Origin of the sequence: Methyloglobulus sp., assembly GCF_040079455.1 — a bacterium.
GTDB lineage: Bacteria > Pseudomonadota > Gammaproteobacteria > Methylococcales > Methylomonadaceae > Methyloglobulus.
The window spans coordinates 17,026-42,443 of the sequence record NZ_JBEBKJ010000021.1; the positions used below are offsets into that span (position 1 = coordinate 17,026).

Genomic DNA, 25,418 nt, shown 5'->3' on the forward strand with positions numbered 1-25,418 from the left:
AAAGCTGTCTGCACAAAACAACAAACTTATTACAAACCAGAGGACGATATGAATCTAAAACCAATCACATTGGCGGTAGCTTTCGCACTATCAACCAGCACGACGATGATATGTCAGGCGGCAAGCCCTGATTCCTTTCCTGCTCCACATTCGGACAAGGCTACTTGGTATGCGGCAGGTAAAGCTACCGTTGAAAAAAACGCAGCACTACGCCCCGTTACCCGTAAAGCTAAAAATGTCATCCTTTTTATCGGCGATGGAATGGGTGTTTCTACTGTGACTGCGGCGCGTATCCTAGCAGGTCAACAACCAGATATTATCGATGCCAACAACACCAAACCGGCTAGCAGCGGCGAGGAAAATTCCCTGAGCTTCGAATTATTCCCCCATTTGGCGTTGTCAAAAACTTACAGCACCAATCAACAAACGTCAGACTCCGCCCCAACAATGACCGCGATGGTGACTGGCGTAAAAACGGCTGATGGGATGTTGTCAATTGACCAAGGCGTAAGCCGCGCCGATTGTGCTGTTGATCTCAAACAACACGCTTTGAAAACTATGCTTGAACTTGCCGAAAGTAAAGGCAAAGCAACCGGCATCGTGTCTACCGCTCGGATTACCCATGCGACTCCAGCGGCCAATTACGCCCACACCCCTGAACGCAACTGGGAAGCCGATTCCAATCAGCCTGCAGGCTGCGCGGTGCCTGACATTGCCCGCCAGTTGGTAGAATTCAAGTACGGTGACGGTCTGGAAGTGGCATTAGGAGGTGGCCGTGAGTATTTCAGGCCAAATACCTTACCTGATCCTGAAGATGCCGGAAAATTTGGCAGACGCAAAGATAACCGTGACTTGACGGCTGAATGGACAAACAAATTTGGAACGAATAGCGCGTATATTTGGAATCAAGCACAATTCGATGCCATCGACTCCAATACAACTACACATTTGCTGGGCTTATTTGAGCGGTCACACATGGAATACGAAGCGGATCGTTTAGCAGATACGGCAGGCGAACCCAATCTTGCCGCGATGACCGAGAAAGCCATCAACGTATTGCAAAAGAACCGCAAAGGATTTTTCTTGCAAGTTGAAGCGGGTCGCATCGACCACGGCCATCACGCCGGTAATGCTTACCGGGCATTAACGGATGCGATTGCATTGTCTGATGCGGTAAAAAAAGCAGTCAAAACTCTGAAAGCTAATGGTGAACTGGAGGATACGTTAATTATCGTATCGGCAGATCACAGCCATACCTTTACTATTGCGGGTTATCCACAGCGCGGCAACAATATACTGGGTAAAGTGATAGAGCCCGGCGCAGCCAGTTTTACCAAGGCTTCCGATGGTGCGCCTTATACGACCTTGTCGTATGCGAACGGCTTGGGTTTCCATGTCGGCGTGGCGGGTGATGACGTGTACGCAACGCCAGTGCAAATAGGGCGCTTCGCAGATATGACCAATGTTGATACGACCGACGCAAACTTCCACCAAGAAGCGACAGTTCCTTTGGCGGGTTCTGAAACCCATGCGGGTGAAGATGTGGCAATCTACGCGAGAGGTCCAGGTGCACACTTGTTCCAAGGTGTCTTGGAGCAAAACGTGATTTTCCATGTCATGAACAAAAAAATGTTCGGTGAATCCAGAGACTAAAACGGGTATTCCCTTAAGGAAGCTCTGAACAAGTCAATTCCGATCACGTCTTTCGGCTTCGCTCAGGAGAGCGTTCGACAAGTACACCACGAACGGAGAACGGAATCAACCCCTTAACGTTCGTCCTGAGCCTGTCGAAGGACTTGAACAGGGGTTCCTCAACACGAACTATTTTCTACCTCAACGGTGATGTAAAAGCAGTTTACTTTTCGGCGAGGGTTCGCAAAGAACCCTCGTTTTTTTTTGCATTCGACAACTTAGCCAATTTTATAAACTATCACATGAAAAAGCTTTTAATCCTTTCGCTTATTCTCAGCTTGATTGCTTGCACGAATTCTGCCCAACATGAAGGTCTAGCAGGATTGGCTGCTACGCCGCAGCTCACTTGTCGATATGAAAAACAGGTGGTTGATGCCAACAAGTCACGAAAAACAAACTGGTATTTTTGGCGGCAAGAACAGCGCACCGAAACACGCGATGAGCTTTCTAATCAGGGCGAGATTTGGGAATACAAAAAACCGGGAGAATTTTTTTATACCCGCCTATTCTATAACGAAAGGGTTGCCCTGGAATTCGTACCGGGTGATTTGGCGACAACAGGCACTGCTCCGTCCTTGCAGCAGCTAACTTCCCTCGTCGATCCCAAAATGTTCGGCAAGGAATTGATCCTAGTCAGTACAGGCAATAGCGATGGCCTATCCGTAGAATATTACAGCGGGACTATCAACAATATTGCTACCGAAGTAGATTGGCTTCCAGCCTTAAAATTACCTGCACGTCTCGTAAAAAAATTACCCGAAGGTACTGTGGCACTCACTTTATCGGAGTGTGATAAAGGATCAAAACTTGCTTTTAAACCAATCACTAAAGCTGAATTAGATGGTTTTCGCCGCCTTGATTACACAGATTTGGGGGATATGGAAGATGACCCTATGGTTCAACATATCGAAAAACTGTTAGGGGGACACCATGATAACTGACACTCAAAAAATGGATGGTTCGACCCTTTAGCAATAATCAGGAAAGCATTGTTGCCTGAATACAATCCGACCCGCACCTTTCAAAAGGAGTTTTGTAATGTTGTATCCGCAACAAAACCTAATCCGAAACAAATTAGACCTATCCGGTGTTTGGGATTTTCAGATTGATCCCGATCAAATGGGTGAACAAAAAGGCTGGCAAAATGGGCTTGTGGACTCTCGTCCAATCGCAGTTCCAGGCAGTTGGAACGAGCAGCATGAAGACCTTTATAACTACCTCGGACTTGCCTGGTATGTCAAATCGATTTATATCCCACAGGGCTGGCGAGGACAGCGTGTGTTCTTGCGTGTCGGTTCAGCCTGTTATTTCGCTACAGTTTATGTCAACGGTAACAAGATAGGATCACACGAAGGCGGGCATTTACCCTTTGCTTTCGAAATCACCGATAAAATCCGATGGGACACAGACAACGTTATCGCCATCAGCGTTGAGAACGAACTAAAGCCAACCCGCGTACCTTCCGGTAACATGAATACTCCGCTGTTGCCAGTCGCCAGTTTTCCGCACACCACCTATGATTTCTTTCCGTTTGCGGGCATCCATCGACCGGTAGTGCTGTATAGCGTCCCGCAGACTAATATTGATGATGTGGCCGTCGTCACTGGTATTGATGGTGCTGACGGTACGCTAAAGGTGACTATCCGGCTGAATACAGCGGCCTCTGTACAAGGATCCTTGCAGCTAACGGGTGGCGATGCAACGATCACAGCCAAGCTAGCTTTCCAGGACGGATTGGCCGAAGCGCAATTTACTATCCCTAATGCTAAATTCTGGTCTGATAAGACACCGTATCTATACGACCTGACCATCCAGACGGAACAAGACCATTACACGTTGAAAGTGGGTATCCGTACGATAGCGGTGCAGGACAGCCAGATTTTACTGAATGGAAAGCCAGCAAAGTTCAATGGTTTTGGTCGTCACGAGGATTTTATCGCTAGCGGGAAAGGCTTGAACCTGCCCTTGCTAGTTAAAGATTATCAGTTAATGCGCTGGACGGGTGCCAACAGCTATCGTACTTCGCACTATCCCTATAGCGAAGAAGAAATGCAACTGGCGGACCGGGAAGGTTTCCTGATTATTGATGAGATACCCGCTGTCAGCTTACAGTTTGAGGATGACGAGAATATTGCCATCCGTCACCGAGTGTGCCTACATCAGATTGATGAATTGATCGCCCGCGACAAAAATCATCCCAGCGTAGTGATGTGGTGCGTGGCGAATGAACCCATGACCCCGAGATTAAACTTGTCGCCATCGGAAGCCCTTAATGATCCCGCAGTGGCGAAGGGCAAAGACTTTCTTGATAAATTAATGCACCACACCCGCGAATTGGATCCTACTCGACTAGTGACATTTGCGACTTTAGGGGGCACACCTACGTCCTGGGTTGAGCAATGCGATGTCGTCTGCATGAACCGCTATTGGGGATGGTATGTGATGGGCGGCGAGTTGGACAAGGCATTAGTTTCCCTTGAGGAAGAACTCGATGCTGCCTGGGAAACCTGGTGTAAGCCCATCATCATGACCGAGTTCGGTGCGGATACCCTGGCGGGTATGCACGGTCAGCCCAATGCCATGTGGACGGAAGAGTATCAAGCAGAGTACATACGCGGCCATCTCACGGTGGCGGCATGCAAGGACTACATCGCAGGCATGCAAGTTTGGAACTTTGCCGACTTCGCCGCCGTGCAGAGTACCATGCGCGTAGGAGGATTGAATATGAAAGGTGTTTTTACCCGTATACGCACCCCAAAGATGGCTGCCCACGTTTTGCGGGAATTTTGGATAAAATAGGTTGAGTAATTATGTACCCTAAAAAACATGAACTCTCAGCATATTATACCAATCCCAATAAGTTGTTATTTGAACCCCCTCATCCTAACCTTCTCCCAGAGGGAGAAGGAGTTTTTTGAATTTTTAGAGATCCCCATCAATTGTGCATGCACCTAACTGATTTTTCACGGACGTATTCAAGTGTGCTTTTTGCCAAAGGATCAAAGAAAATTTAGCCAAAATATTCTATTTTTGAGTAATTATTGAATGGTTAAGATGTGGCTTAACAATTTTGACTCCAATATTGCCATCACACATCAGTTTGCTGAAGTACAAAAAAAAGGCCGCCTTAAAACTGGCGGCCTTAGAGTACAACACACTTAAGGAGGAGGGGTTAAAACGATTTACCGACCATCAATATTAATGTTGGTCTTTTTTGGCTTTAAAGCCTGTGATCTTGATCAGATCATCAGTTGGATAGCCGTCGTTACTTGCACAGTTGCTACCTGCAATGCACGCGGTATCGCTGCTATGCTGGATTTGAACATAAGCCGTTTTACCATCGCCCGAGAAAGTAAAGCCGGTAGGCTCAGCGCTACTGTCACGCACTGATAGAACTTTCACGCAGCCATCGGCTTTAATATCACGATCTTTTCCGTCAGGTAAACATGCCCAGACATCACCGAAAGGATTGTCTTCAATGACATACATATTGCCAGTGACAGGTTGGAAAGCTAAGTTATCAGGTTGGTTAAGGTCGGCATCTCCTTCCAAAACACGGTTAGCCACTGCAACTGCGAAGCCCTTAGATTCAGCACTGTCCGCCAAATAGGTGAGTAAGTCAGCGTTAGCGCCAGGATTGTCAACTGTTACCTCACCAGTACCGACTGGGTTAGTATCGATCAAACAAATGGTTTCGCCATAGTTTTGTGCAGCACTGTTACCGGTATTATTCCAGCAAAATTTAACACCAGCACCTTTATACATAGGGTCGAAATGACCATCTTCAGGACGGTAAAACCCCGTTGCACCATAGCTGGAAGCAGAAAAGCGCAAGCCAATCGCTGGATCTGTTTTTAACCAAGCACCTTCGCCAATTTCACAGCCTTGTCCGAACTGAGGGAAGCTACTGCTGGTTCTGGCTTGGCAGGACGCTTGGTAAGCGTAGACGTTGCCGGTAACCAGGGGTGATTTGCTTAAATCAGTAACAGCCACACCGTTCCATGGCACAGAGGGAACAAATTTAAACAGGCTGCCACCGTCAGCATCAGCGCCGCCAGTTCCAGGGCGTTCTTCGTCACCATAATACACAACACCTTGCTTGTTCAGATCAAGGCCTTCCCATGCCAAATTGCCCAACGCGCCGCGATATTCGACTTTTCCAGTGACCGTAGCGCCGGCGCTGTCAATCGTGTCGCTTGCACCGCGAGTAACCAAGGTAAGTTCAGTGGTGGTCAGTGGATTAAGGATTTCATACAACCCCCCATCATCACGCTCCTCAGTGACAACAATGGTGTTCCAGGGTGTGCGACGGATGCCATCGCAGGAAGACATTCCGCGCAGTATGGTTTCTACCGCCCCAGTCTGGAGGTTTACTCGCTGTATAGATGGGCCAAATTTATCCAGTCCACTGGGATACTTGCCGACAACATTGTCCACAGGGTTACGGAAATCTTCAATACAAGTAACGATGTGAGTGGGCTTGGTGTCATTAGGCCAGAATGCCATCTGATCTGAGTTTTGAGCAACTTTGCGCGAAACGATCTGAGCATTTAGTCCCTTTGCTAGTTTAATCAGGCTAAGGGCGTTTTGATTGGGTGTTCGTGGCACGGTTACGCTTTCAGAAGCGCCTATTGGCATATCAAAGCCAAAGTATTGTTCTGCATGTTTCTTTAAGTGGTTCTGAGCGGCCAAGCCTAAATCAGGTGCCGCAGTCGCGGTGCCTGAAATTGCAAGGCTTATAGCCAAAGTAAGTAGGGATTTTTTCATTAGCATGCACTCCTGGGGTTAATTTTTTTGTTGTTTTGCTCAAGTAAACGGCTGAAGCGTTTAACCCAGCATCTGCATTGTAAGTATCGTTTATGAAAAATAAGTGACAGTTTGATGAAGATTCTGTGACCGACCAGTTGCAAGGGCAGGGCAACAAAAAGATATGCTTTTCTGGGTAACTGCATGCTTAGCCGAGGTATTGAAAGAAGAGGTATTAGGTAGCTCTACAAATTCAAAAAGTATCTTCCCCTTCGGGAGAAGGTTGGGGGAAAGGAGGCTAGGGTTGGTTTTTTAAGCATCAAGTAATTTGTATTTTTGTATTAAATAAGCTTTCAACCATTCTTCTGTATCAAGCATATTGTTTGGCGTTTCAGAAAACTTCATTAATTGTTGTTTTAACAAGTGTTGCGGCATCAATAATAATTCAATATCTACCATCGCAACATATTTGTCAGGGTGCAAATTATTGCCATTAATGATTTTTTCCAACTGGTGCTTCTTGAAACCGAGGGTATGATTGATTTCTCCCCTGATGTCGACCATTACAAGCAATAAATCGCTGCCAGTACATGTTTCGTCAAGCAAGCAGCTAAAACGATTAAGCAAGTAGTTGATGGCAAAACGATAGATGTCGGATTCTCTAGTAAAAAGACGGGTAGCAACGGATTGGACGGCCGCGCGATCACTGTTATCCAGACGTAGGGAAATTAACTCTTTTATCTCCTTCAATGTTTTACTCCTTAGTGGAAGGATTATTCAGTTGGAACTATTATGAGAGAGCATGATAAGTCACAAATGTTACAGAAATTTTACAGTGCTAATTTCACATCTAAACCACCCATAATATTTGATAACCTCTAAAAATTCACACCCTCTGTTGGGATGGCTAAATCCTTGTAGCTATCTCGAAGGGCATAAGTATCTACTCCTTCTCCCTTGGGGGAGAAGGAGTAGATACTTATGCTCGAAGGGAGTAGAGGCTAGATCGCCTAACTTAAGGGCACTGGGCATAGTGCGTGGAAGTAAAAATGCCAAAATTGTATTGCGTTTATAGTACGTTACACGAAAACTTAACCAACCTGTCACTGTATTGGTACCCGAAAAATGCCAGAATCTTCACCAGTTGAAGGTAACAACCTGTAAAGCGATTCGACAACAAAAAGGTTGGTTTTACAAGATGTGCTGAAAACAAGGAGCTAGCCCTAAAGTATTAAACATAAAACTGTTGGGCTAGTGATTGGAGATTTATTTTTTATCAAACCTTACTATAGAGGCAACTCAATGAAAAAATTATTACTTGGCGCGGTCGCTTCAGCTGCTTTATTTGCGGGGGCAGCGAATGCTGTTATTACACCTGCTTTACCTACAGTTGGTGTCTATACCATTACTCAGTCCGGTGCTTCTGCGTCGCAGCCATATTTTGAAAGATATTTGACCGGCGCTGGCGTACCACTTCCTAGCAGGCTGTGTGCTGGTGCTATCACAAAGCATATAGACTCAACAGTCCCTAACCAATTCGCGTATTCGTGCGTTGCAAATAAAGTTGGTAACCCAACACTTGCGGCTGCGATGGGAGTTAATACAGTTTTGTTGGTAAAAAAACGTACTGCTGGGGGATCAGGCTGGGGTGTTGGGCCTGTTGCCATAGATGCCACAATTCCTTTCTTAGGCGGTTCGGCTAAACCTGACTTTGGTCTTTCTGATCTAGCGCCAAGTTTTTTCACAGCCGCCAATCCCTATAATGTCGATGCCACAATTCTTGGCCTTCCTACTACTTCAGCCATCATTGCCAGCAATTTGACTGTCTTACCCGTTGCGAGACAAATGTTTGGTGTAGTGCTCAGCACGGCATTTCGTGATGCCTTGCAAAATGCACAATTCGCTGCCGCTGTTTGTAAATTAGCGGGTAGTGGAGTGAATGGAAGAGAAAGCTTGGCGTGTATGCCAAACCTGACCGTGGCGCAGATTACCCAGCTTATCAAGAGGGGGGGTACGACCTTAGCCGGTGGAACCATAGCTAATGGCACTGTACACACTTGCGGCAGAACCGATGGTTCAGGTACCAAGGCAGTTACGGCGCAAAAGATCTGTGAAGTTGCTGGCAACACACCAGTACTGTCTGCCTGCCAAGGCATTGCTGCACCTTATCTTGCCGCTAATACCCCAGTATCGCCTTCAACAATCACCCGTGCTGGTGGTAGATACCATGAAATGGCTTCCGCAAGTGGCGTGGCTGAGTGTTTGTCTGAACTCAACCAAGGTGTAAACATAGGTACAAGCACAGCATTTACGATGAGCGGATTACCCGCTTGGGCAATCGGTTATCAAAGCACCGATAATAATGCCTTCGTAGTAGCACCAGGAGCTGGCACTACTGGCCAATACCGCTTTATTAAGGTGGGTGGTGTAGCGCCTACTCTTGTCAACGCCGCTGCAGCCACCTACACCGATGTGGGTTTGTCATCATGCCAATATAACAAAACGGCAGCAGCAGCAGTCCACCTTCCTCCGGCTAAAAAAGCCTTGATTACGCAAATCTGCGCGGGCATGAAAAACGTGCTTGTGATTAATGCCGTAAACCCTCTTGTTGCGAAACATACTTGGGGACAAGCTGGATTTTTGCCATAAATCTTGCCGACTCTATCTACTGAATAGGTTAATTTGAATGTCGTGCTTTGTGGAGCTGTATTGATTGTCAACCTTTTACGATATAGATGCAATCTGATCATTTGCTTTCACCCCAGCCCTTTTTCACTGGCTTGCACACAGGCTATTAGCCGTATTTCTTCAGCTCATTAGCTGATGTCTTAAGTAAAGCAACACTTCAAAAAGCTAGGCTCGTCGTTTTGCAACGATGAGCCTGGTGTCTTTTGGGCAAGTCAAAAACTGAAGAACACCCCTAAAATTCAAAGAACCCCCTTAATGGCGTTGGGTAGGGAGCGTGGAAGCGAAAACAGCCAAAACGTATTACGATTATATTACTTTACACGAAATCTTAACCAATCTGTAACCTTGTAGACCCACAAAAATGAAACAATTCTCGCCAGTTGTAAAGTAACAGCCTGTAAAACGATTTGGCAACAGAGAGATTGGTTTTACAGGATGTGCTGACAACAAGGATACCGAGCCTCTCGGTATTGTTGATTCGGACTTGTGAAGTCTTAATTCTCGTTCGCCTTGAGCCTGTCGAAAGGCAGGTGTTCTTCGGCAAGTTCAGTACGAACGGGTTCAAACATTAAAGGCTGAATCAATAAACATTAAAACTGTTGAGGCTTGCGTAGTATTAGGGATTTATTATTTTCAAACCTTATTAACGAGGAAACAACATGAAAAAGTTATTACTAGGCGCGGCTGCTTCGGCTGCGTTATTTGTGGGAGCGGCGAATGCTGCTGTCGTACCTGCCTTACCTGCCGGTGCAAATGTTTATACCCTTACCGTGTCAGGTGCTTCTGCGTCGCAGGCGTACTTTGAAAAATATTTAACGGGTGTTGGCTTATTGCCAGCTAAGAGGCTGTGTGCTGGTGCCGTCACTAAGCATGTAGACGCATTGATCAAAGACCAATTCGCATATTCGTGTGCCGCAAATAAGGTTGGTAACCCAACACTTGCGGCTGCGATGGGAATTAAAACGGTTTTGTTGATAAAAAAGCGTACTGATGGTGGATCAGGCTACGGTGTTGGGCCAGTTGCCGCTGATGCTGCTATCCCATTCTTAGGAGGTTCAGCTAAGCCTGACTTTGGTCTTTCCGACCTGGCACCAAGTAATTTCACTTCTGCCTTTCCTTATAATGCCCCTGCTGGTGTCCCTGGTTTTCCATTAACTGCAGCAGCCATAGCCGCCAAGTTAACGGTTCTAAGTGCTCCAAGACAGGTGTTTGGTGTTGTGGTCAATACGGCATTTCGTAATGCCTTGCAAAAAGCACAAGGCAAAGTGGTTGGTAATGGACTCGTTGTCAACATGCCTAGCCTGACTAAAGCGCAGATTACTAGCTTTATTAAGACTGGTACCAGTGGGACTCTTACTGGCGTGTACACTTGCGGCAGAACCAATGGTTCAGGCACCAAAGCGGCGACCGCACAAAATATCTGTGGTGCTGCTGGGACAGCATGTCAAGGCACTCCTGCTACTAGATACTTTGAATTATCTGCTTCAAGTGGCGTGAGCGAGTGTTTGTCTGAAATTAACCAAGGGGTCAATACTCTTGGCACAAAGTTTAACAATGCACCGCTGAAAAAAGGCTTTGCGATTGGTTATCAAAGTACGGATGTTAATGCCTTGCCACCAGCAACACAACTTGGCACACTAGGTCAATACAGCTTTATCAAAGTGAATGGTGTAGAGCCCACTCTTGTCAAGGCCGCTGCCGGTAGCTACATCGATGTGTCTCGTTCAACATGCCAGTATAACAAAACGGCAGCAGCAGTAGCTCACCTTCCGGTAGCTAAAAAAGCGTTGATTACCCAAATTTGCCAAGGTATTGGCAACGTTGCTGTGATTAATGCCGTAAACCCACTTGTTGCAAAACATACTTGGGGACAAGCCGGATTTTTGCCATAAATCTTGCTACTATTGATTTGGTCTTTTAATGTTTGAACCGTTCGTGCTGAGATTCGAAGCACACAAGCCTTTCGACAGGTTCAAGGCGAACGGTAGTTAAAACCTCATAAGGCCGAATCTATAACTAAAGGTTAATTTAAATGTTGTGCTTTGAGGGGCTATATTGATTACCAAGCTTTTACAGCAGGCACAATCTGATCATTTGCTTCCACCCCAGTTTTTTTCACTGGGTTGCACTCATGATTGTATTAATCTCTTTTTTCAGCTAATTAGCTGATGTCTTAACGTAAAGGAATACTTCAATCAGCCAGGCTCATCGTTGCAAAGCGATGGGCCTGGTGTCTTTTAGGCGAGGCAAAAACTGAAGAGAATCTATCGCGCCATCTGTCATGTTTCGCCAAAATTTGCCATTGTCATGAAAAGGTAACATTTCACCCCTACAATCGCGGAGTTTGTAAATTTTGTGACGTAGTTCACACTATTTTTAATAAACCTTTGTAAATTCTTTCCTGTGGTACGGCGTACAGACCTTTGCCCAAGCATTTTGCTGGCATGGTTATACCAATCCCAATAAGTTCACATATTATCCCTTCTCCAGTGGGAGAAGGTTAGGATGAGGGGATTCAAATAATAACTTATTGGGATTGGTATTATTTTTGAACCCTGACATAACTCTACGTGACACGGCAGCATACCCAGTCCGGTCAATATGCGAGAGGGTGTTTTTGAGGTTTTCTAAAAGAAAACAGCAGTTTTTGGATAAGGGAATCCCTAAAAATCCCCTCTCCCTCTGGGAGAGGGCTAGGGTGAGGGTTGTAAATGCTTGATTTTAAATCCCTCATCCCAACCTTCTCGGCAATAGCTCCTGCATTGCCCTACTACCTACATCGATGTAGGCATCCCAGAGGGAGAAGGCGTTTTTCAGGGATGGAGGGAGAGCGTAGCGAGGGTGTCGGGGATTTTTAGTGATCCCCCATAAGTTGTAACGATACTAATTAAACACTGACTCTAACGATCAATAAAAATGCGGATACAAGCAATTAAGCGAAAAAAAATGGCAACTTTGTGGGTTCTGGGTATTTTATTGGCCATGAATTGTAGTGCTGGTTTTGCGGATGAGGCCACTGCTCAAGCCGCGGTTGCGCCTGTCGATTCAACATCAGCATCAACGGACAAACCCCAATCCCCAGGAGCGAAGCCAGGTGCGAAAGCTCAGCCCACAGCAACAACACCCGTAGTAAAACAACCAACCGAACCTGAAGCCAACTTTGATTTGTTGGAGCTACGAGTTAAAGGCAATACCATGCTTGAAGACACAGTGATTGAGCGTACGGTTTACCCTTATTTAGGGCTCAAAAAAAATATCGACACGGTAGAAAGCGCCCGAAGTGGATTAGAAGATGCCTACCACAACAAAGGCTATCAAACCGTCGTAGTCGATATTCCTGAACAAGATGTCGAAAATGGTGTGGTCACCTTGCAAGTGATAGAAGGCAAGGTGTCTCAGTTACGCGTTACCGATTCGCGATATTTTTCACTAGGCAAGATTAAGGCTGGAGTGCCAGAACTGGCGGAAGGCAAAGTACCCAATATGCCGGTCATGCAAAAGCAGCTTGAAGTACTAAGCGCCCAAAGTGAAGACCGTGCCATCACACCCATATTACGAGCAGGTGATACGCCCGGAACTCTGGAAGTTGACCTAAAGGTTAAAGATGAACTGCCGCTACATGGCCGTATTGAATTAAATGGCCGCAATACCTCCGCGACCAGTCGCCTGCGCTTGGTCAATTCACTGCATTACGACAATTTATGGCAAAAAATGCACAGCGGTTCGTTGATGTATCAGGTATCGCCGGAAAATAGTGAAGAGGTTGATGTTTGGGCAGGTACATATGCCATGCCGATACCAGAAACCGATGCCAAGCTGGCGATATACGCGGTAAGCTCATCGTCAAAAGCACAAGTCGCTCAGGTGGGCGGTACAACTGTTATTGGTATTGGTGAAATTTACGGGCTTCGCTTAATAAAGCCGTTGCCAGGCTTTGATGATTATTCCCATAGCTTGACTATTGGCGTGGATTATAAAAATTTCAAGGAAGATACTAAATCAGGGAATGAACCATTAAGGCATACGCCCATCAGCTATTTGCCGTTCATGGTGCAATACAGCTCTTCAATTTTTGATAAAGCATGGCAGGCATCGTTAACTTTAGGGGTAAATTTTGGCATTCGTGGCTTGGTGAGTGATTCAAATACTTATGGAAAAAATGAGCTAGGGAAACCCGTTATTGTTGGAGAATTTGAAGATAAACGCCATGGGGCTAGACCTAATTACGCTTATTTATCCGCAGAGGCCAGTTTTAGCCATGATTTGCCTTATGAAATGCAATTCGTCAGCCGCTTTGCAGGGCAAGTTGCCGATTCCCCCTTAATCAGTAACGAGCAGTTTTCTTTGGGCGGTATGGATTCAGTACGTGGTTATTTTGAAACCCAGGCCTTGGCCGACGATGGCATTACCGCATCGCTAGAACTCAAGTCCCCGCGTTTATTACCTATCAGCATTGATTACGTCAATAAATTGCAAGCGCTGGCATTTGTGGATGGCGGTTTTGGTCGTTTGCAACAACCTCGAGGTAGTGAACCTGAAAATTACAGCTTGCTTAGTACCGGTGTGGGCGTACGTTTTCAAGTGTGGAAGTATTTTCAGGGCGTACTTGATTTAGGCTTTCCTTTGCTGACGTTGGACCCAGTTAAAGCTGGGCATCCCAAGCTGCATTTTAGTATTGCAACAGATTTTTGATAGTTAGGATCTATGATTTCAAATATTTAGATGATGAGCGGGGCACATACCCAATTCTGTTGAGTTAAGAGGAAAACCTGCTGCCAGACGGGGCATGTTGCCCCGTTTGAAAGGTTTAACGTTGGTGAAGCTCAACGTCACGGTGTGTGGTTTGTAAAAAAACAGCAGGAACGGGGATTCCCAAGCCCCTCTCCTGCTGGATGCCTACATGGACGTAGGTAGTAGGGCAACGCAGGAGCAGTTGCCTAGAGGGTTGGGGTGAGGAGAATAAAAGCAACTGTTTATATCCCCCTCATCCCGACCTTCTCCCTCAAGGGAGAAGGAGCAGATACTTGTGTGGATACTTATGTCCAGAGGGAGAGGGGGGGTAGAGATCCCCTGAAATTATTTTCAGAGTATTAACTTAAATTGCACAGAGGATTAGCGATGGCTAATAAACACAAACCACAGCAGCACGCACAACAATCTCAATCGCTAAGACTTACGCCACTGTCTGCCTGTATACGGCTGGTATTGGCTGGTGGGGTGTTATTAGGCTACGCATCGCAGGGCAATGCAGCACCGCCTGTATTGCCGGTGGCATCCAAAAACTGGGTTACGTCTGGCAGTGCAACGCATCAAATACTGGGCAATGCCTTGCACATCAACCAGAAGTCGGATAAAGCCATACTCAAATGGGATAAGTTCAACATTGGTGTAAAAAATCAAGTGCAATTTCACCAACCCAAGACGACTTCGATTGCCTTAAATAAAATAACTGACCAAAATGCCAGCCAAATTCTGGGTAAATTAAGCTCCAACGGTCAAGTTTACCTGTATAACCAAAACGGTTTCATATTTGGTAAAAACTCAGTGGTTAATACCAATACCTTAGTGGCTACCGCGCTTGATATTGATAATAATATTTTCAATAACGTCGGTATTACTAAGAATAAAGATGCCGTTGGGAGTTTCTTGCCTGCAATGGGAGGTGATAATACCCATAATGATAACGCAAACATTACTGTTGAGAAGGGCGCAAAAATTCATGTCGGTAAAAATGGTCGGTTGATCATGGCAGCGGCAAACGTTTCCAACGCTGGCAGCCTGGAAGCGGATAAATACGGGCAGATTATGTTGATTGCCAGTAAAGACAAGGTGTACTTGGCAGAACAAAAAACCAATCCTGCTGGCTTGTTGGTTGAAGTCGGGACTGGCGGTAAAGTCGAAAATCTGGGTAATATCTTGGCCCGTCAAGGTAATGTGACCTTAATGGGGTTTGCGGTTAATCAGCGCGGGCGTGTCAGTGCCACCACATCGACCAAGGTGAATGGCTCAATCCGGCTGATTGCTGGTGAAGGTATAGCGGATAGTACAACTTCGGAGCTTAAGTTGGGCTCAACAACTCGCCCGATAGATTTAAACGACGGCCTTAAAACAAAATCAAAGGTTACCTTTGGTTCGGGCAGCATCACCCAAATTGTCGCCGATGCAGAGGACAATAAAGCCGTTGATAAGCAGGTGCAAAAGCAATCCATACTGGAAGTACTGGCACACGACGTGCATTTGCAGTCAGGTTCGGCCATTGGTGTGCCAGGCGGTAAGGTGGATATAACTGCTACAAATAATACGACAGAGTATTTAACCGGTTCTAAAGATCCTGTGACAGGCATCTCAATCCCCGAAGGCCGTATTATCATGGACAGAGGCGCATTAATAGACGTATCCGGTGCTAAAAATATATCCGCATCCGTTACCCGTAATATTGTCGATGTACCGGTACAAAGCTATGAACTGCGTAATTCACCCCTGCAAAAAGGCGGCGTATTACATGGCCAAACCGTCCAGGTCGATATCCGTGACAAAACCCCCATCGTTGATACCAGCGGCGCAGTGGAGCGTGTTGAGCGCGGCATTGACGAACGCTTGGCAAGGCTGCCCAGTACCGTCAATTTAACCGCTGGTGGCGATGTCAGTGTTAACCCACATGCCCGCATTAATATCTCCGGTGGTACGGTTAATTATCGGGGTGGTATTGTCAATACCACCAAACTTGTGACGGATTACGGCAAAATTGTCGATATAAGCGATGCCGATCCCAATGAACATTACCAGTCCGTGCTGGGTTTGTACAAAGAAGTCTATCAAAAATGGGGTGTGACAAAAACCTGGCAAACTGGTGGCTCGTCTGGACAAGGACATTTTGAGGCAGGCTACCAAGAAGGCCTGGATGCAGGGACGTTGAATATCAATTCCTTGGCTGTATCCTGGAACGGCGATTTGGTGGCAGGTGCTGCTAGTGGCTTATTTCAACGCAGCCCAGACAACAAGGCATTTGGTGGCGAGTTGTCTATTTTAAGTAGAGATGGCGGACGTGATGCTACTACTGCGTTGTTATCTACACAAAACGTCGTTTTCCAAGCACAGGGCAATGGTGCCACTATCACCGAAAAGACTTCTTTTCCGAAGCGGCATATCCCAGATGACCTTGCAACACCAGAGGTAAACGAAGAAAAAGAGATACCTGTCGATTTAGTGCTGTCAACCGATATGATTAACCGTTCTGGAATACAAGCACTCACCGTTAAAACCCATGGTGATGCCACGATAGCCCGTGATGCCAACATCACGCTGACACCCGGAAAGAGTAGCCCAATTCTAAATACTGAAACCAAGGGAAAACCCAGTGAATTTAATCTGGTAGCCGCCAGTATTGATGTCAAAGGCCGTGTCAATGCGGCGGGTGGGTTGATAAGGCTGGCCAGTGGTAATGATGATAAGCATATTACTGACAATGCAGACTCTCAATTTTTTTCAACGAATGTCAATTTAACCTTAGCGTCTACCGCCGAGCTTAATGTGTCAGGCCGCTGGGTGAATGATTTTGCCTTGGGGCTGGCTGCCACTCCGACGGAAGCCGTTGCCATTGATGCTGGGGAAGTCCAGCTTACCTCAACTAAAGGTTTGGATCTCCAAGGCGGCTCAGCCATCCATGCCGATGGCGGTGCTTGGTTGGCGCAGGATCAGCAATTAACCACCGGGAAGGCGGGGGCTATCGATATTGGAAGAGATTCCGGTTCTAATGGGATTCCTTCTGCTGATCTTTTCCACTTAAACGGGCAATTGTCGGCCTATGGCTTAACAACGGGTGGCACGCTAAAGTTAACGCCCTTGGTAAGCAAACTTGTCGTTGGAACGCCAGATATTGCGGACATAAACAGTGACACGTTAGTCCTGGGGGTAAAAAAAGGTCGCCTGGATATTCCTGGTATTGAAGGTTTTAGCAACATCACACTAGCTGCTACCGGGATAAATCCAAAGCTTGAAATTAAAGGGCAAACTACCCTCAACTTAATCCAACAAAACCGCTTATTGAATAACAACTTTCAGCAACAAGCCAGTGCCAGTTCACTCGCAGGGTTCAGTACCCTGACCACTCTACCTGATTACTTACGTAAACCCGTAGATTTAACTCTGAAGACTGGCTATCACGGCCTCATAAAGTTGGCTACCGACAGTAAAATACTGGGGGATAAAGAAGCCAATATCAACTTAACTGCTGGAGCGCTGGGCAGTATTTATGTCGATGGCTTGATTGATGCGCCGGGTGGTTCCATTGGTCTTGCTTCAGGTGAAGGCGAGGCAAATAAATCTGAATATAACAATGGGGCAATATGGTTAGGGCGGCATGGCAGCTTACAAGCACGGGGTACAACCCGGCTAAATCCGCCCGATGCCCTGAACAGGCGCACGGGTAAGGTACTGGACGGCGGCAAGGTAACGCTGGCAAGTAATACGGGTTATGTCGTCCTTGAGCAAGGCTCTAATATTGATGTGTCCGGCACTAAAGCGACCTTGGATGTGTTGTCTGACGACCCCAGCGGTATCCGCACCCCAGCAACAGAAATCGGCTCCAATGCCGGCACGATTGCCTTGACTGCCACGGAAGGCGCGGTGTTTGATGGTAAGTTAATAGGGGCCGCTGGGTCTGCAACCACTAAAGGTGGGCGATTGAAGGTGACGCTTGATCGCTCACAAAGGTATGGAGGACAGGAAGCTACAGGTCTTAGCTACGGGCCATTAATGCTGGGGGTTCGGCAGGATTATCAGCGTCAATTGAATGAGTCTGCCGGGTTTGATGAAATGAACAATAGCATCAGTGTCGGTAGCCAAGATCTCAGGGGCAAAGCCATCATTAGCAGCCAGCAAATAAGCGCGGGCGGCTTTGACGATCTACGGTTATCAGTCGCTAATCAAGAAGGAACTTTCCCCAGCGATAAAGACAGTTCAGTCACTTTTTTAGGTGATGTGAATTTAACCGTCGCTAACCGTATTGACATAAATGCGGGTACGGTAGGTTGGCAAGGCCTGGATAACGCCAGCCAGGGCAAGGTAAATCTGCGTGCTGCTTATTTAAAAGTGGGGAAGGCTGCGGTGGGTAGTTTGGGTCCTGTTCCTCTTGAAACGCTCCCGCCACCAGTGACCGGTGGAGGCCAGTTTGCCGCCCATACCCAATGGACAGAGTTTTTTGCCAATTCACGCTGGGATAGTTTTAACCAGCTCAATTTTAATAGCCAGCATGATATTCGTGCCGTTGGGGCAACAACCTTGTTGGATAGCACAATTTATGCATCAACCAAATACTTGGGCAATTTAACCACTGCCGCCAACCTTAACTTGACGGCCAGCCAAATCTATCCCTCAACGCTGACAAACTTCACCTTTGCAATCAATAAGGATCAGAACCCCAAGGGACAAATCACGGTCGCCAATAGCGGCATAACAGACTCTTCGCCGCTGTCAGCAGCCGGCCAGTTGAGTTTTGAAGCCCCGATTATCCACCAAAACGGGAGAGTGAAAGCCCCGTTTGGTAAGCTTAACTTTACTGCCAGCCAAGCGTTGACGCTGGGCAAAGGCAGTATCACCTCGGTATCGGGTGCGGGGCAGCTCATTCCTTTTGGCAAAATTGATGCCGGGCAGGATTGGTTGTATCCAGTGAGTGGCGGCGGCATCGTTTATAACGCCCCGCCTGAGAAAGAACTGGTGTTGTCGGCACCCCAAATCGATTTACAAAAAGGCAGCACCGTTGACTTGTCCGGTGGCGGCGACTTGCTAGCGTATGAGTTTCAACCGGGTATCGGTGGTTCACAGGATTATCTGGGGGCAGATGGCTCCGCCATTCCCGATGCTGAGAAAGCTAACCCCGCCTCTTTTCAAGGCGGCTTTGCGGTGTTACCTAGCCTGGGTTCGGCGTTGGCACCTTACGACCCTAATCAAGCGCGACTCGCCGAGACTGATAGTTATACCGGCACCTACCAAGCTGATATGGTGGGCAACCAAGTTTATCTGAACGGCTCAAACCAACTTGCCGCGGGTTTCTATACCATTTTGCCCGCCCGTTATGCCTTGCTGCCGGGCGCATTCTTGGTTACCCCGCAATCGGGCAGCCAAGATCAGCGCACTACCAGCTTTAATGCAGCGGGTATACCGACAGTCGGCGGTTATCAAACCCTCGCTGGCACTAATACCCGCGATGCCCGCTGGAGCGGTTTTAAGATTGAAAATGGTACCGACATCCGTAAACATTCCCAGTATCAGGAAGCCACCGCAAACGACTTTTACGCCCAACGTGCTGTGCGTACCGAAACCCCCGTGCCTTTCCTGCCTAAAGACAGCGGTCAGATCGTCATTAAAGATGTCAAAGCCAAATTGGCACTGGCTGGCGATTTAAAAGTGAGCCCATTTTCAGGCGGCCGTGGCGCACGGGTGGATATTGCGGCGGAGCGGCTCACTGTTGTCAACAAACGCAGTGCAACGCCCACCGCCGGGTCACTTGAAGTGCTGGCAAGCGATTTAAATGCGCTTAAGGCGGGTAGTTTATTGTTGGGTGGGGAACGCAACAGCAACCCGTCCACGGGTGCCACTGATTTAAGCATTAGCTCGAAAACAGTAACTTTTGCCAACGGTGCCAACGTTCAGGGGACAGACCTTATCGCAGCAGCCAAGGAAGCAGTGATCGTCAAAACTGGGGCAAAACTCACCGCCAGCGGTGCAGTCAATACCGGGGATAAAAAGCTGAACATTGTTGCCCAGAACCAACAAAAAGTAGACGCATTTGGCGCTCCCGTTGTTGACACATCTGGCAACCCAATAATCGAAGTCGTGCCAGGATCAAGCGATGGCGCGTTTCTTAGGCTATCCAGCGACCAGCAAGTTCAGTTGAGCCGAGGGACACCGTCAGGCCCTATCCCTAATGGTGACCTAAATATCGAAGCAGGTGCCACCCTTTCTGCCAATAAATCCATGCTGCTAAATGCCAGCAATTCAACAACCGTGGCAGGTGATCTGCAAATGAAGGGCGGCTCGTTAAATTTGGGTGCTAATTCGGTCAACCTGGGTGAGGTGGGTGGTCTGTCATCGGCGAATGCGCTTAACCTGTCGAATACGGACTTAGCCAAATTAACCGTCGACGAGTTGATCCTAACTGGTCGCAATACCATCAACTTCTACGGTAATGTCGGCTTGCGCGATGCTAAAGGCGTGTTAAACCCACTCAACTTCAACCGTTTGGTATTGAATACCGGTGGTTTGTCCGGCTTTGGCACCGCCAACCAAGGTGCGGGTATCAAAGCTGACACGATGGCGTTTGCCAATGCCGCAAACGTTAAGGCCACCACCCAGGGGACAGGCCGTGGGCAATTAACACTGGCCGCGAACAGTTACAGCCAAGGCAATGGCACGTTCAACATCAATGGTTTTAAATCCGTGGCCATTGATGCGGCAAAAGACTTTACCGCCGCCGGTAACGGATCGTTAAATGTCAATGCCAACCTGCACCTGACCGCAGGCTATATCACGTCTCTTGGCGGCAAAACCCTGGACATTAATGCCAACGGCCATCAAGCAGTGCTAGACGGCCATGCCGATGCCATCGTGCCAAAAGGCGATGTATTCGGCGGCACGGTTAACGTAACGGCCAATACCGTTAACTTTAATACCAACGCCTTATTGCCGTCTGGCAAGTTGGGCTTGCACAGCTTGACCGGCAACGTGCTGGTTGGCGCACAAGCCAAGATTGATTTGGCAGGTCGTAAAGTTGCCTTTGGCGATACCTTTGATCACACATCGGGCGGTAAACTGAGTGTTGAAGCCGAGCTAGGGAAAATTACCTTAGCTAACGGTTCTACCGTTAACGTTAACTCTGGTGGCGGTAAAGCGGCCAGCGGCAAGCTGGAGTTTAAGGCGATTAAACAGCAGGTTGAACTGCTCGGCGATTTGAAAGCCCAGAGCGGTAGCGCCACGCTGGATGTGGCGAAGTTCAGCCCGAATAACGGATTTGACAGCCTGATGACGGCGTTGATGACGGCTGGCGTTTCCGACACCTTGTCCTTACGGGCGCGGCAGGTTGATATTACGCAAAGCGCAGGCAACAGCATCAGTGCTGACCATATCAAACTCACCGCTGATAAGGGCAATGTGCGTATTGCCGGTAAGCTGGATGCCAACGGCACAGATAAAGGCGGGGACATCAAGCTTTATGCCGGTGACAAAGTTATTTTAAACAAAGGCGCGGTACTTACCGCCAAAGGCACAACCAGCAAAGCCCAAGGTGGCAAGGTATTGTTAGCGTCTACCGATGCTGATAAGGACAAAATCAGCGGCATTGAAGTCAACAGTGGTTCCAAAATAGATGTCGGTGGCGGCGCACAAGGCCGAGGTGGTGAGGTGGTGTTGAAAGCCTTGCGAACTGCCGACAACAAAGGCGTTAACATCAAACCCATCGCCGGAAAAGTGCAAGGCTTTAGCGGCTTTTATGCCGATGCGGTTAAACAATACAGCAATGCCGATTTAGGTAATGACGGTGCGATTAATGCCGCAGACATCGCCAAATTAAAAGCCGAAACCGATGCCTACATGAAATCTGCTAGTGTGCTGAACGTCAGCAAAGACCTACGCCTACGTCCAAGTTTGGAGATCAACTATACGGGCGACCTGGCCTTAAAAGACAAATGGGACTTTATCGACTGGCGCTATGGCGGTAAGGGTAAAGAAGTGCCAGGTACGTTGGCAGTGAATGTCAGCGGTAATTTTACCCTGCAAAACTCTTTAACAGATGGCTTTAGAACTGAAACTGAAATTAAATCGGTGGATTATAATGATAACGGTAATTTAATTCATCTGACCAATAAAACGGTCAATAAAGATATTTTACAAACCAATGATTCCTGGTCTTACCAATTGACGGCAGGGGCGGATTTAGGCGGTGCCGACAATACCGCTGTAAACCGTTTGTCCAAGAATATAAAGCTGACCGCCAAAGCAGCTGTAGGTCAAATTGATCCGTTAAACCAAAACTTGGATTTGCTCACGACCGTAGTGCGTACCGGTACCGGCACTATCGATTTAACCGCCAGCGGCGATGTGGTTTTTGACGGTGGCCCTGTGCTAGATGCAGCGGGTAATCCGATTGACGACCCTAGCATATATGGTATTCCATCTGCCCCAATTGACGGCCCGATTGTATTCAATACAGCCGTTTATACCGCAGGCAAAGCTGAAGCCGGACAACGTTACGGCACTTTGAGCGGTGTTGCCGTGGCAACCAAGTACCCTGGCGAATTTCCGTCGGCAGGCGGCGATTTGACCATCAACGCCGGACATGACATTAAAGGCGCACTGACCCAGGATGCGTTTATCCGTAACGTCAGAATAGAAACGAATCGCAATTTGCTGATCAGGCAAGGTAGCACAGGCGATCCTGTCACCGGCAGCCCTGCAACCTCGACTGCCTGGGGCGTTAATTTTGCAGACTTCGCGCAGAATGTCGGTGCGTTTGGGGGTGGCCATGTTGCCATCAACGCGGGCAAAAATATCGACGATCTGGGTGTGACCATGCCCACTACCGGCAAACAGATAGGCCAACTCCAGAATCCTGATGACCCTAGTCAGGGTTTTGTAACAAATGCCCTACAAATTGACGGCGGCGGTGAGCTACAGGTGAATGCCGGTGGCGATATCGCCGGTGGCGTGTATTACCTGGGGCAAGGCAGAGGCGCACTGAATGCCGAAGGTGCGATTACCGGCACCCGCAACAGTGGTTTAGATCCAGACGCAAATAATTTCTGGTCTATCGCAGACCTAACCAAAGGCCCACAACTGTATATGGGCGATACCAAGCTGAGCTTAACGGCCAACAAAGGCATTGCCATTTCGGCGGTCTCTGATCCTATGATCTTGGATAGGGTTATTAAAGACCCCAGTACTCAGTCGAATATTTCTGGAACTACTAGCTTCTTTAGTTACAGCGCGGACAGTACGGTAAGCTTTAAATCGCTGGCGGGTGATGTCGGCATGGACTCAGATACGAGCGTATTAGCTGGGCTGGCATTTATTAATGACCTTCCTGAGTCTTTATCCAATATTTATCCTGCCAGCTTACAGACGACAGCATTCGGGGGTAGCGTGAAACTAGGGTTAGCCGGCGCAACTGCATCACTTTTCCCTAGTTCGAAAGCCAATGTGGACGTACTGGCTAAAGACGATATCAAAGGGATAGATGATGGCATTAGCATCAATAAGGCTACCTTTACCATGTCGGATGCTGATCTTGCATTATTGCCGACAGTCCTAACGCCAGTTAGAGAACCCACTAGGATAACAACACCCTCCAAAACACCGCTACACCGAGGTGATCAAAACCCCGTCAGATTTATAACCCAACACGGCAATATTGAAAACTTTAACTTTACCTTGGCTAAAAAAGCCATCATCACCAGTGGGCATGATATTAACAATGCTACTTTTGCTATCCAACATTCCAACCTGAAAGGCGATGTGTCGGTTATTTCGGCAGCGCGAGACATCCGTTATCGTGCTGGTCGAGACCCACTGACTGGCTCCTTAGAGATAAAGAACGGAACCATCCAAATAGCCGGCCCCGGCGATGTGTTGATTAAATCGGGTCGCACGATTGATTTGGGTACGTCCAACGGTATAGCAACCATCGGTAATGGGCCTGGTTTCTTCATAAACGATTCTATAGACGTGAGCAACTCTAACCTACCCGCATCCGGTGCTAACATCACCGTGCTGGCAGGATTGAACGGTGCGGAACCGAATTATCTGGGGCTTGAGAAGCTGGATGCCAATGTCCTGAAATACGCGGAAAACTACGGCAAATACCAGGCACTGGTCACCGAGTTTATGCGCCAGCGCACCGGCAATACCAAGCTGTCTACCAAGGCCGCGTTTGAGCAGTTTAACAAACTTGCGCCATCCCAATACGCAGCCTTACAGCCAAAATTTAACAATTTGACCAGTACCAAGTACACTGCCCTCATCGGCAACATTAAGCAAACCATGGTGCAGTTTATGCGCCAGCGTGTGCAGAAGCCAACGCTGACCGAAGCTGACGCATTAGCCCGTTTCGCCAAATTGCCAGCGGCGGAAACGGTTGCCGTCCAAACCCAGTTAAATACCTATGCCAATGAAATCCTGTTTACTGAACTGATTGATACTGGCTCGGCCTCTGCCGCCGATCCGACTGCGGGTAACCAGCGCGGCTTTGATGCGATCAACGCCTTGTATCCCGGCAATGCCTGGCACGGTGATTTAAACTTGGTGTTCAGCACCATCCAAACCAGAAAAGACGGCAATATCAACCTGCTGGTGCCGGGCGGCAATATTAACGTCGGGTTGCCAGTGCCGGGTGTCACTAAGGAAGCTAAAGATTTAGGCATTATTGCCAGCGGCAAAGGTGCGATCAATGCCTTCCTGGACAAGAATTTTAATGTTAACCAGTCACGGGTATTTGCTCTGGGTGGTGATGACATTAACGTCTGGTCATCACATGGCAATATTGATGCCGGGCGCGGTGCTAAATCGGCCTTTGCGGTGTCTGATCCGGTTTATAGCTTTGATGAAAATGGCAATTTGGTTGTTGACTTCCCTCCGCCTGTGTCCGGTAGTGGTATCCGTACCGCTGCGGCACTTAACCAGGCAAATGGAAAGGCGGGTAACGTTGGCTTGTTTGCACCGGGCGGTGTCGTCAACGCCAGTGAAGCAGGGATCGGCGGCAATAATGTCACCATTTCTGCAACGGCTGTTTTGGGTGCTGGCAACATTCAGGTGGGCGGCATTGCCACGGGTGTCCCTGCCGCATCAGTAAGCAGTCTGGCGGCAGGTTTAACCGGAGTCAGCAATTTGACCGCTAACGTCAGCCAAATGGCAGAAGCCTCCGCCGATATGAGCAAAGATAAAGACAAAAATAAGAAAAAACAACTGGGGACAATTAGTGTTGAGCTAATTGGCTTTGGCGCATAATTGGCTTGACGGAACTTTGTTGATTAACCTTAATGTGTGACGTGTGGGACAGTCGTAGGATGGATAAGCAACGCGCATCCATTAAATTCAGTCCAAGCTTGCACAGCCAGACGGGGCATGTTGCCCCGTCTGTAGGTTTCAGGTTGATTAAACGCAGCCACGTCATTTAAGTTTTGTGAAAACGTTAGGGACGGGGTTTCAAACCTGTCTCTTGATCACATTTTGCTTTAGAAATAGACTATACCCTATTAATAACCATAGGTTTTGTAGTAAGCATGATTCCAATAGACGAACTAGGG

General features: G+C 47.8%; 9 protein-coding genes. 7 read left to right on the forward strand and 2 right to left on the reverse strand.

The features are described from left to right. The first annotated feature begins 48 nt into the window (after nt 1-48). The 3 genes from ABL924_RS06840 (at nt 49) to uidA (ending at nt 4,491) form a co-directional block, all read left to right on the forward strand. Nucleotides 49-1,653 carry an alkaline phosphatase gene (locus ABL924_RS06840; RefSeq protein ID WP_349026328.1) on the forward strand — a complete coding sequence of 535 codons (1,605 nt, stop codon included), beginning with the start codon at nt 49-51 and terminating at the stop codon, nt 1,651-1,653. 281 nt (nt 1,654-1,934) lie between these two features. Further along, complete coding sequence (locus ABL924_RS06845) at nt 1,935-2,633, forward strand: hypothetical protein (protein WP_349026329.1); 699 nt, start codon at nt 1,935-1,937, stop codon at nt 2,631-2,633. A gap of 97 nt (nt 2,634-2,730) precedes the next feature. After that, nucleotides 2,731-4,491 (forward strand): beta-glucuronidase, encoded by a 1,761-nt coding sequence (gene uidA / locus ABL924_RS06850; protein ID WP_349026330.1) that lies wholly within the window; start codon nt 2,731-2,733, stop codon nt 4,489-4,491. A 399-nt stretch (nt 4,492-4,890) separates the two neighbouring features. Here uidA and ABL924_RS06855 read toward each other — a convergent pair whose 3' ends face one another. Both ABL924_RS06855 and ABL924_RS06860 read right to left on the reverse strand, forming a co-directional pair. Next, nucleotides 4,891-6,459 carry an alkaline phosphatase PhoX gene (locus ABL924_RS06855; RefSeq protein WP_349026331.1) on the reverse strand — a complete coding sequence of 523 codons (1,569 nt, stop codon included), beginning with the start codon at nt 6,457-6,459 and terminating at the stop codon, nt 4,891-4,893. A gap of 291 nt (nt 6,460-6,750) precedes the next feature. After that, nucleotides 6,751-7,188, reverse strand: a complete 438-nt coding sequence (locus ABL924_RS06860) for a hypothetical protein (protein ID WP_349026332.1) — start codon at nt 7,186-7,188, stop codon at nt 6,751-6,753. 552 nt (nt 7,189-7,740) lie between these two features. Here ABL924_RS06860 and ABL924_RS06865 point away from each other — a divergent pair. The 4 genes from ABL924_RS06865 (at nt 7,741) to ABL924_RS06880 (ending at nt 25,119) form a co-directional block, all read left to right on the forward strand. Then, entirely contained in the window at nt 7,741-9,087 is a 1,347-nt protein-coding gene (locus ABL924_RS06865) for a hypothetical protein (protein ID WP_349026333.1), read from the forward strand. 698 nt (nt 9,088-9,785) lie between these two features. Then, a complete protein-coding gene (locus ABL924_RS06870) occupies nt 9,786-11,018 on the forward strand; it encodes a hypothetical protein (protein WP_349026334.1) in 1,233 nt (410 codons plus the stop codon). 1,024 nt (nt 11,019-12,042) lie between these two features. Then, entirely contained in the window at nt 12,043-13,818 is a 1,776-nt protein-coding gene (locus tag ABL924_RS06875) for a ShlB/FhaC/HecB family hemolysin secretion/activation protein (RefSeq protein WP_349026335.1), read from the forward strand. Between the two features lie 426 nt (nt 13,819-14,244). Further along, complete coding sequence (locus tag ABL924_RS06880; RefSeq protein ID WP_349026336.1) at nt 14,245-25,119, forward strand: filamentous haemagglutinin family protein; 10,875 nt, start codon at nt 14,245-14,247, stop codon at nt 25,117-25,119. Nucleotides 25,120-25,418 lie beyond the last annotated feature (299 nt).

Excerpts from the sequence above, each read along its gene's own strand:
- ABL924_RS06840 (WP_349026328.1), top strand. The coding sequence starts at position 49 with ATGAATCTAAAACCAATCACATTGGCGGTAGCTTTCGCACTATCAACC.
- ABL924_RS06845 (WP_349026329.1), top strand. The coding sequence starts at position 1,935 with ATGAAAAAGCTTTTAATCCTTTCGCTTATTCTCAGCTTGATTGCTTGC.
- uidA (WP_349026330.1), top strand. The coding sequence starts at position 2,731 with ATGTTGTATCCGCAACAAAACCTAATCCGAAACAAATTAGACCTATCC.
- ABL924_RS06855 (WP_349026331.1), bottom strand. The coding sequence starts at position 6,459 with ATGAAAAAATCCCTACTTACTTTGGCTATAAGCCTTGCAATTTCAGGC.
- ABL924_RS06865 (WP_349026333.1), top strand. The coding sequence starts at position 7,741 with ATGAAAAAATTATTACTTGGCGCGGTCGCTTCAGCTGCTTTATTTGCG.
- ABL924_RS06870 (WP_349026334.1), top strand. The coding sequence starts at position 9,786 with ATGAAAAAGTTATTACTAGGCGCGGCTGCTTCGGCTGCGTTATTTGTG.
- ABL924_RS06875 (WP_349026335.1), top strand. The coding sequence starts at position 12,043 with ATGCGGATACAAGCAATTAAGCGAAAAAAAATGGCAACTTTGTGGGTT.
- ABL924_RS06880 (WP_349026336.1), top strand. The coding sequence starts at position 14,245 with ATGGCTAATAAACACAAACCACAGCAGCACGCACAACAATCTCAATCG.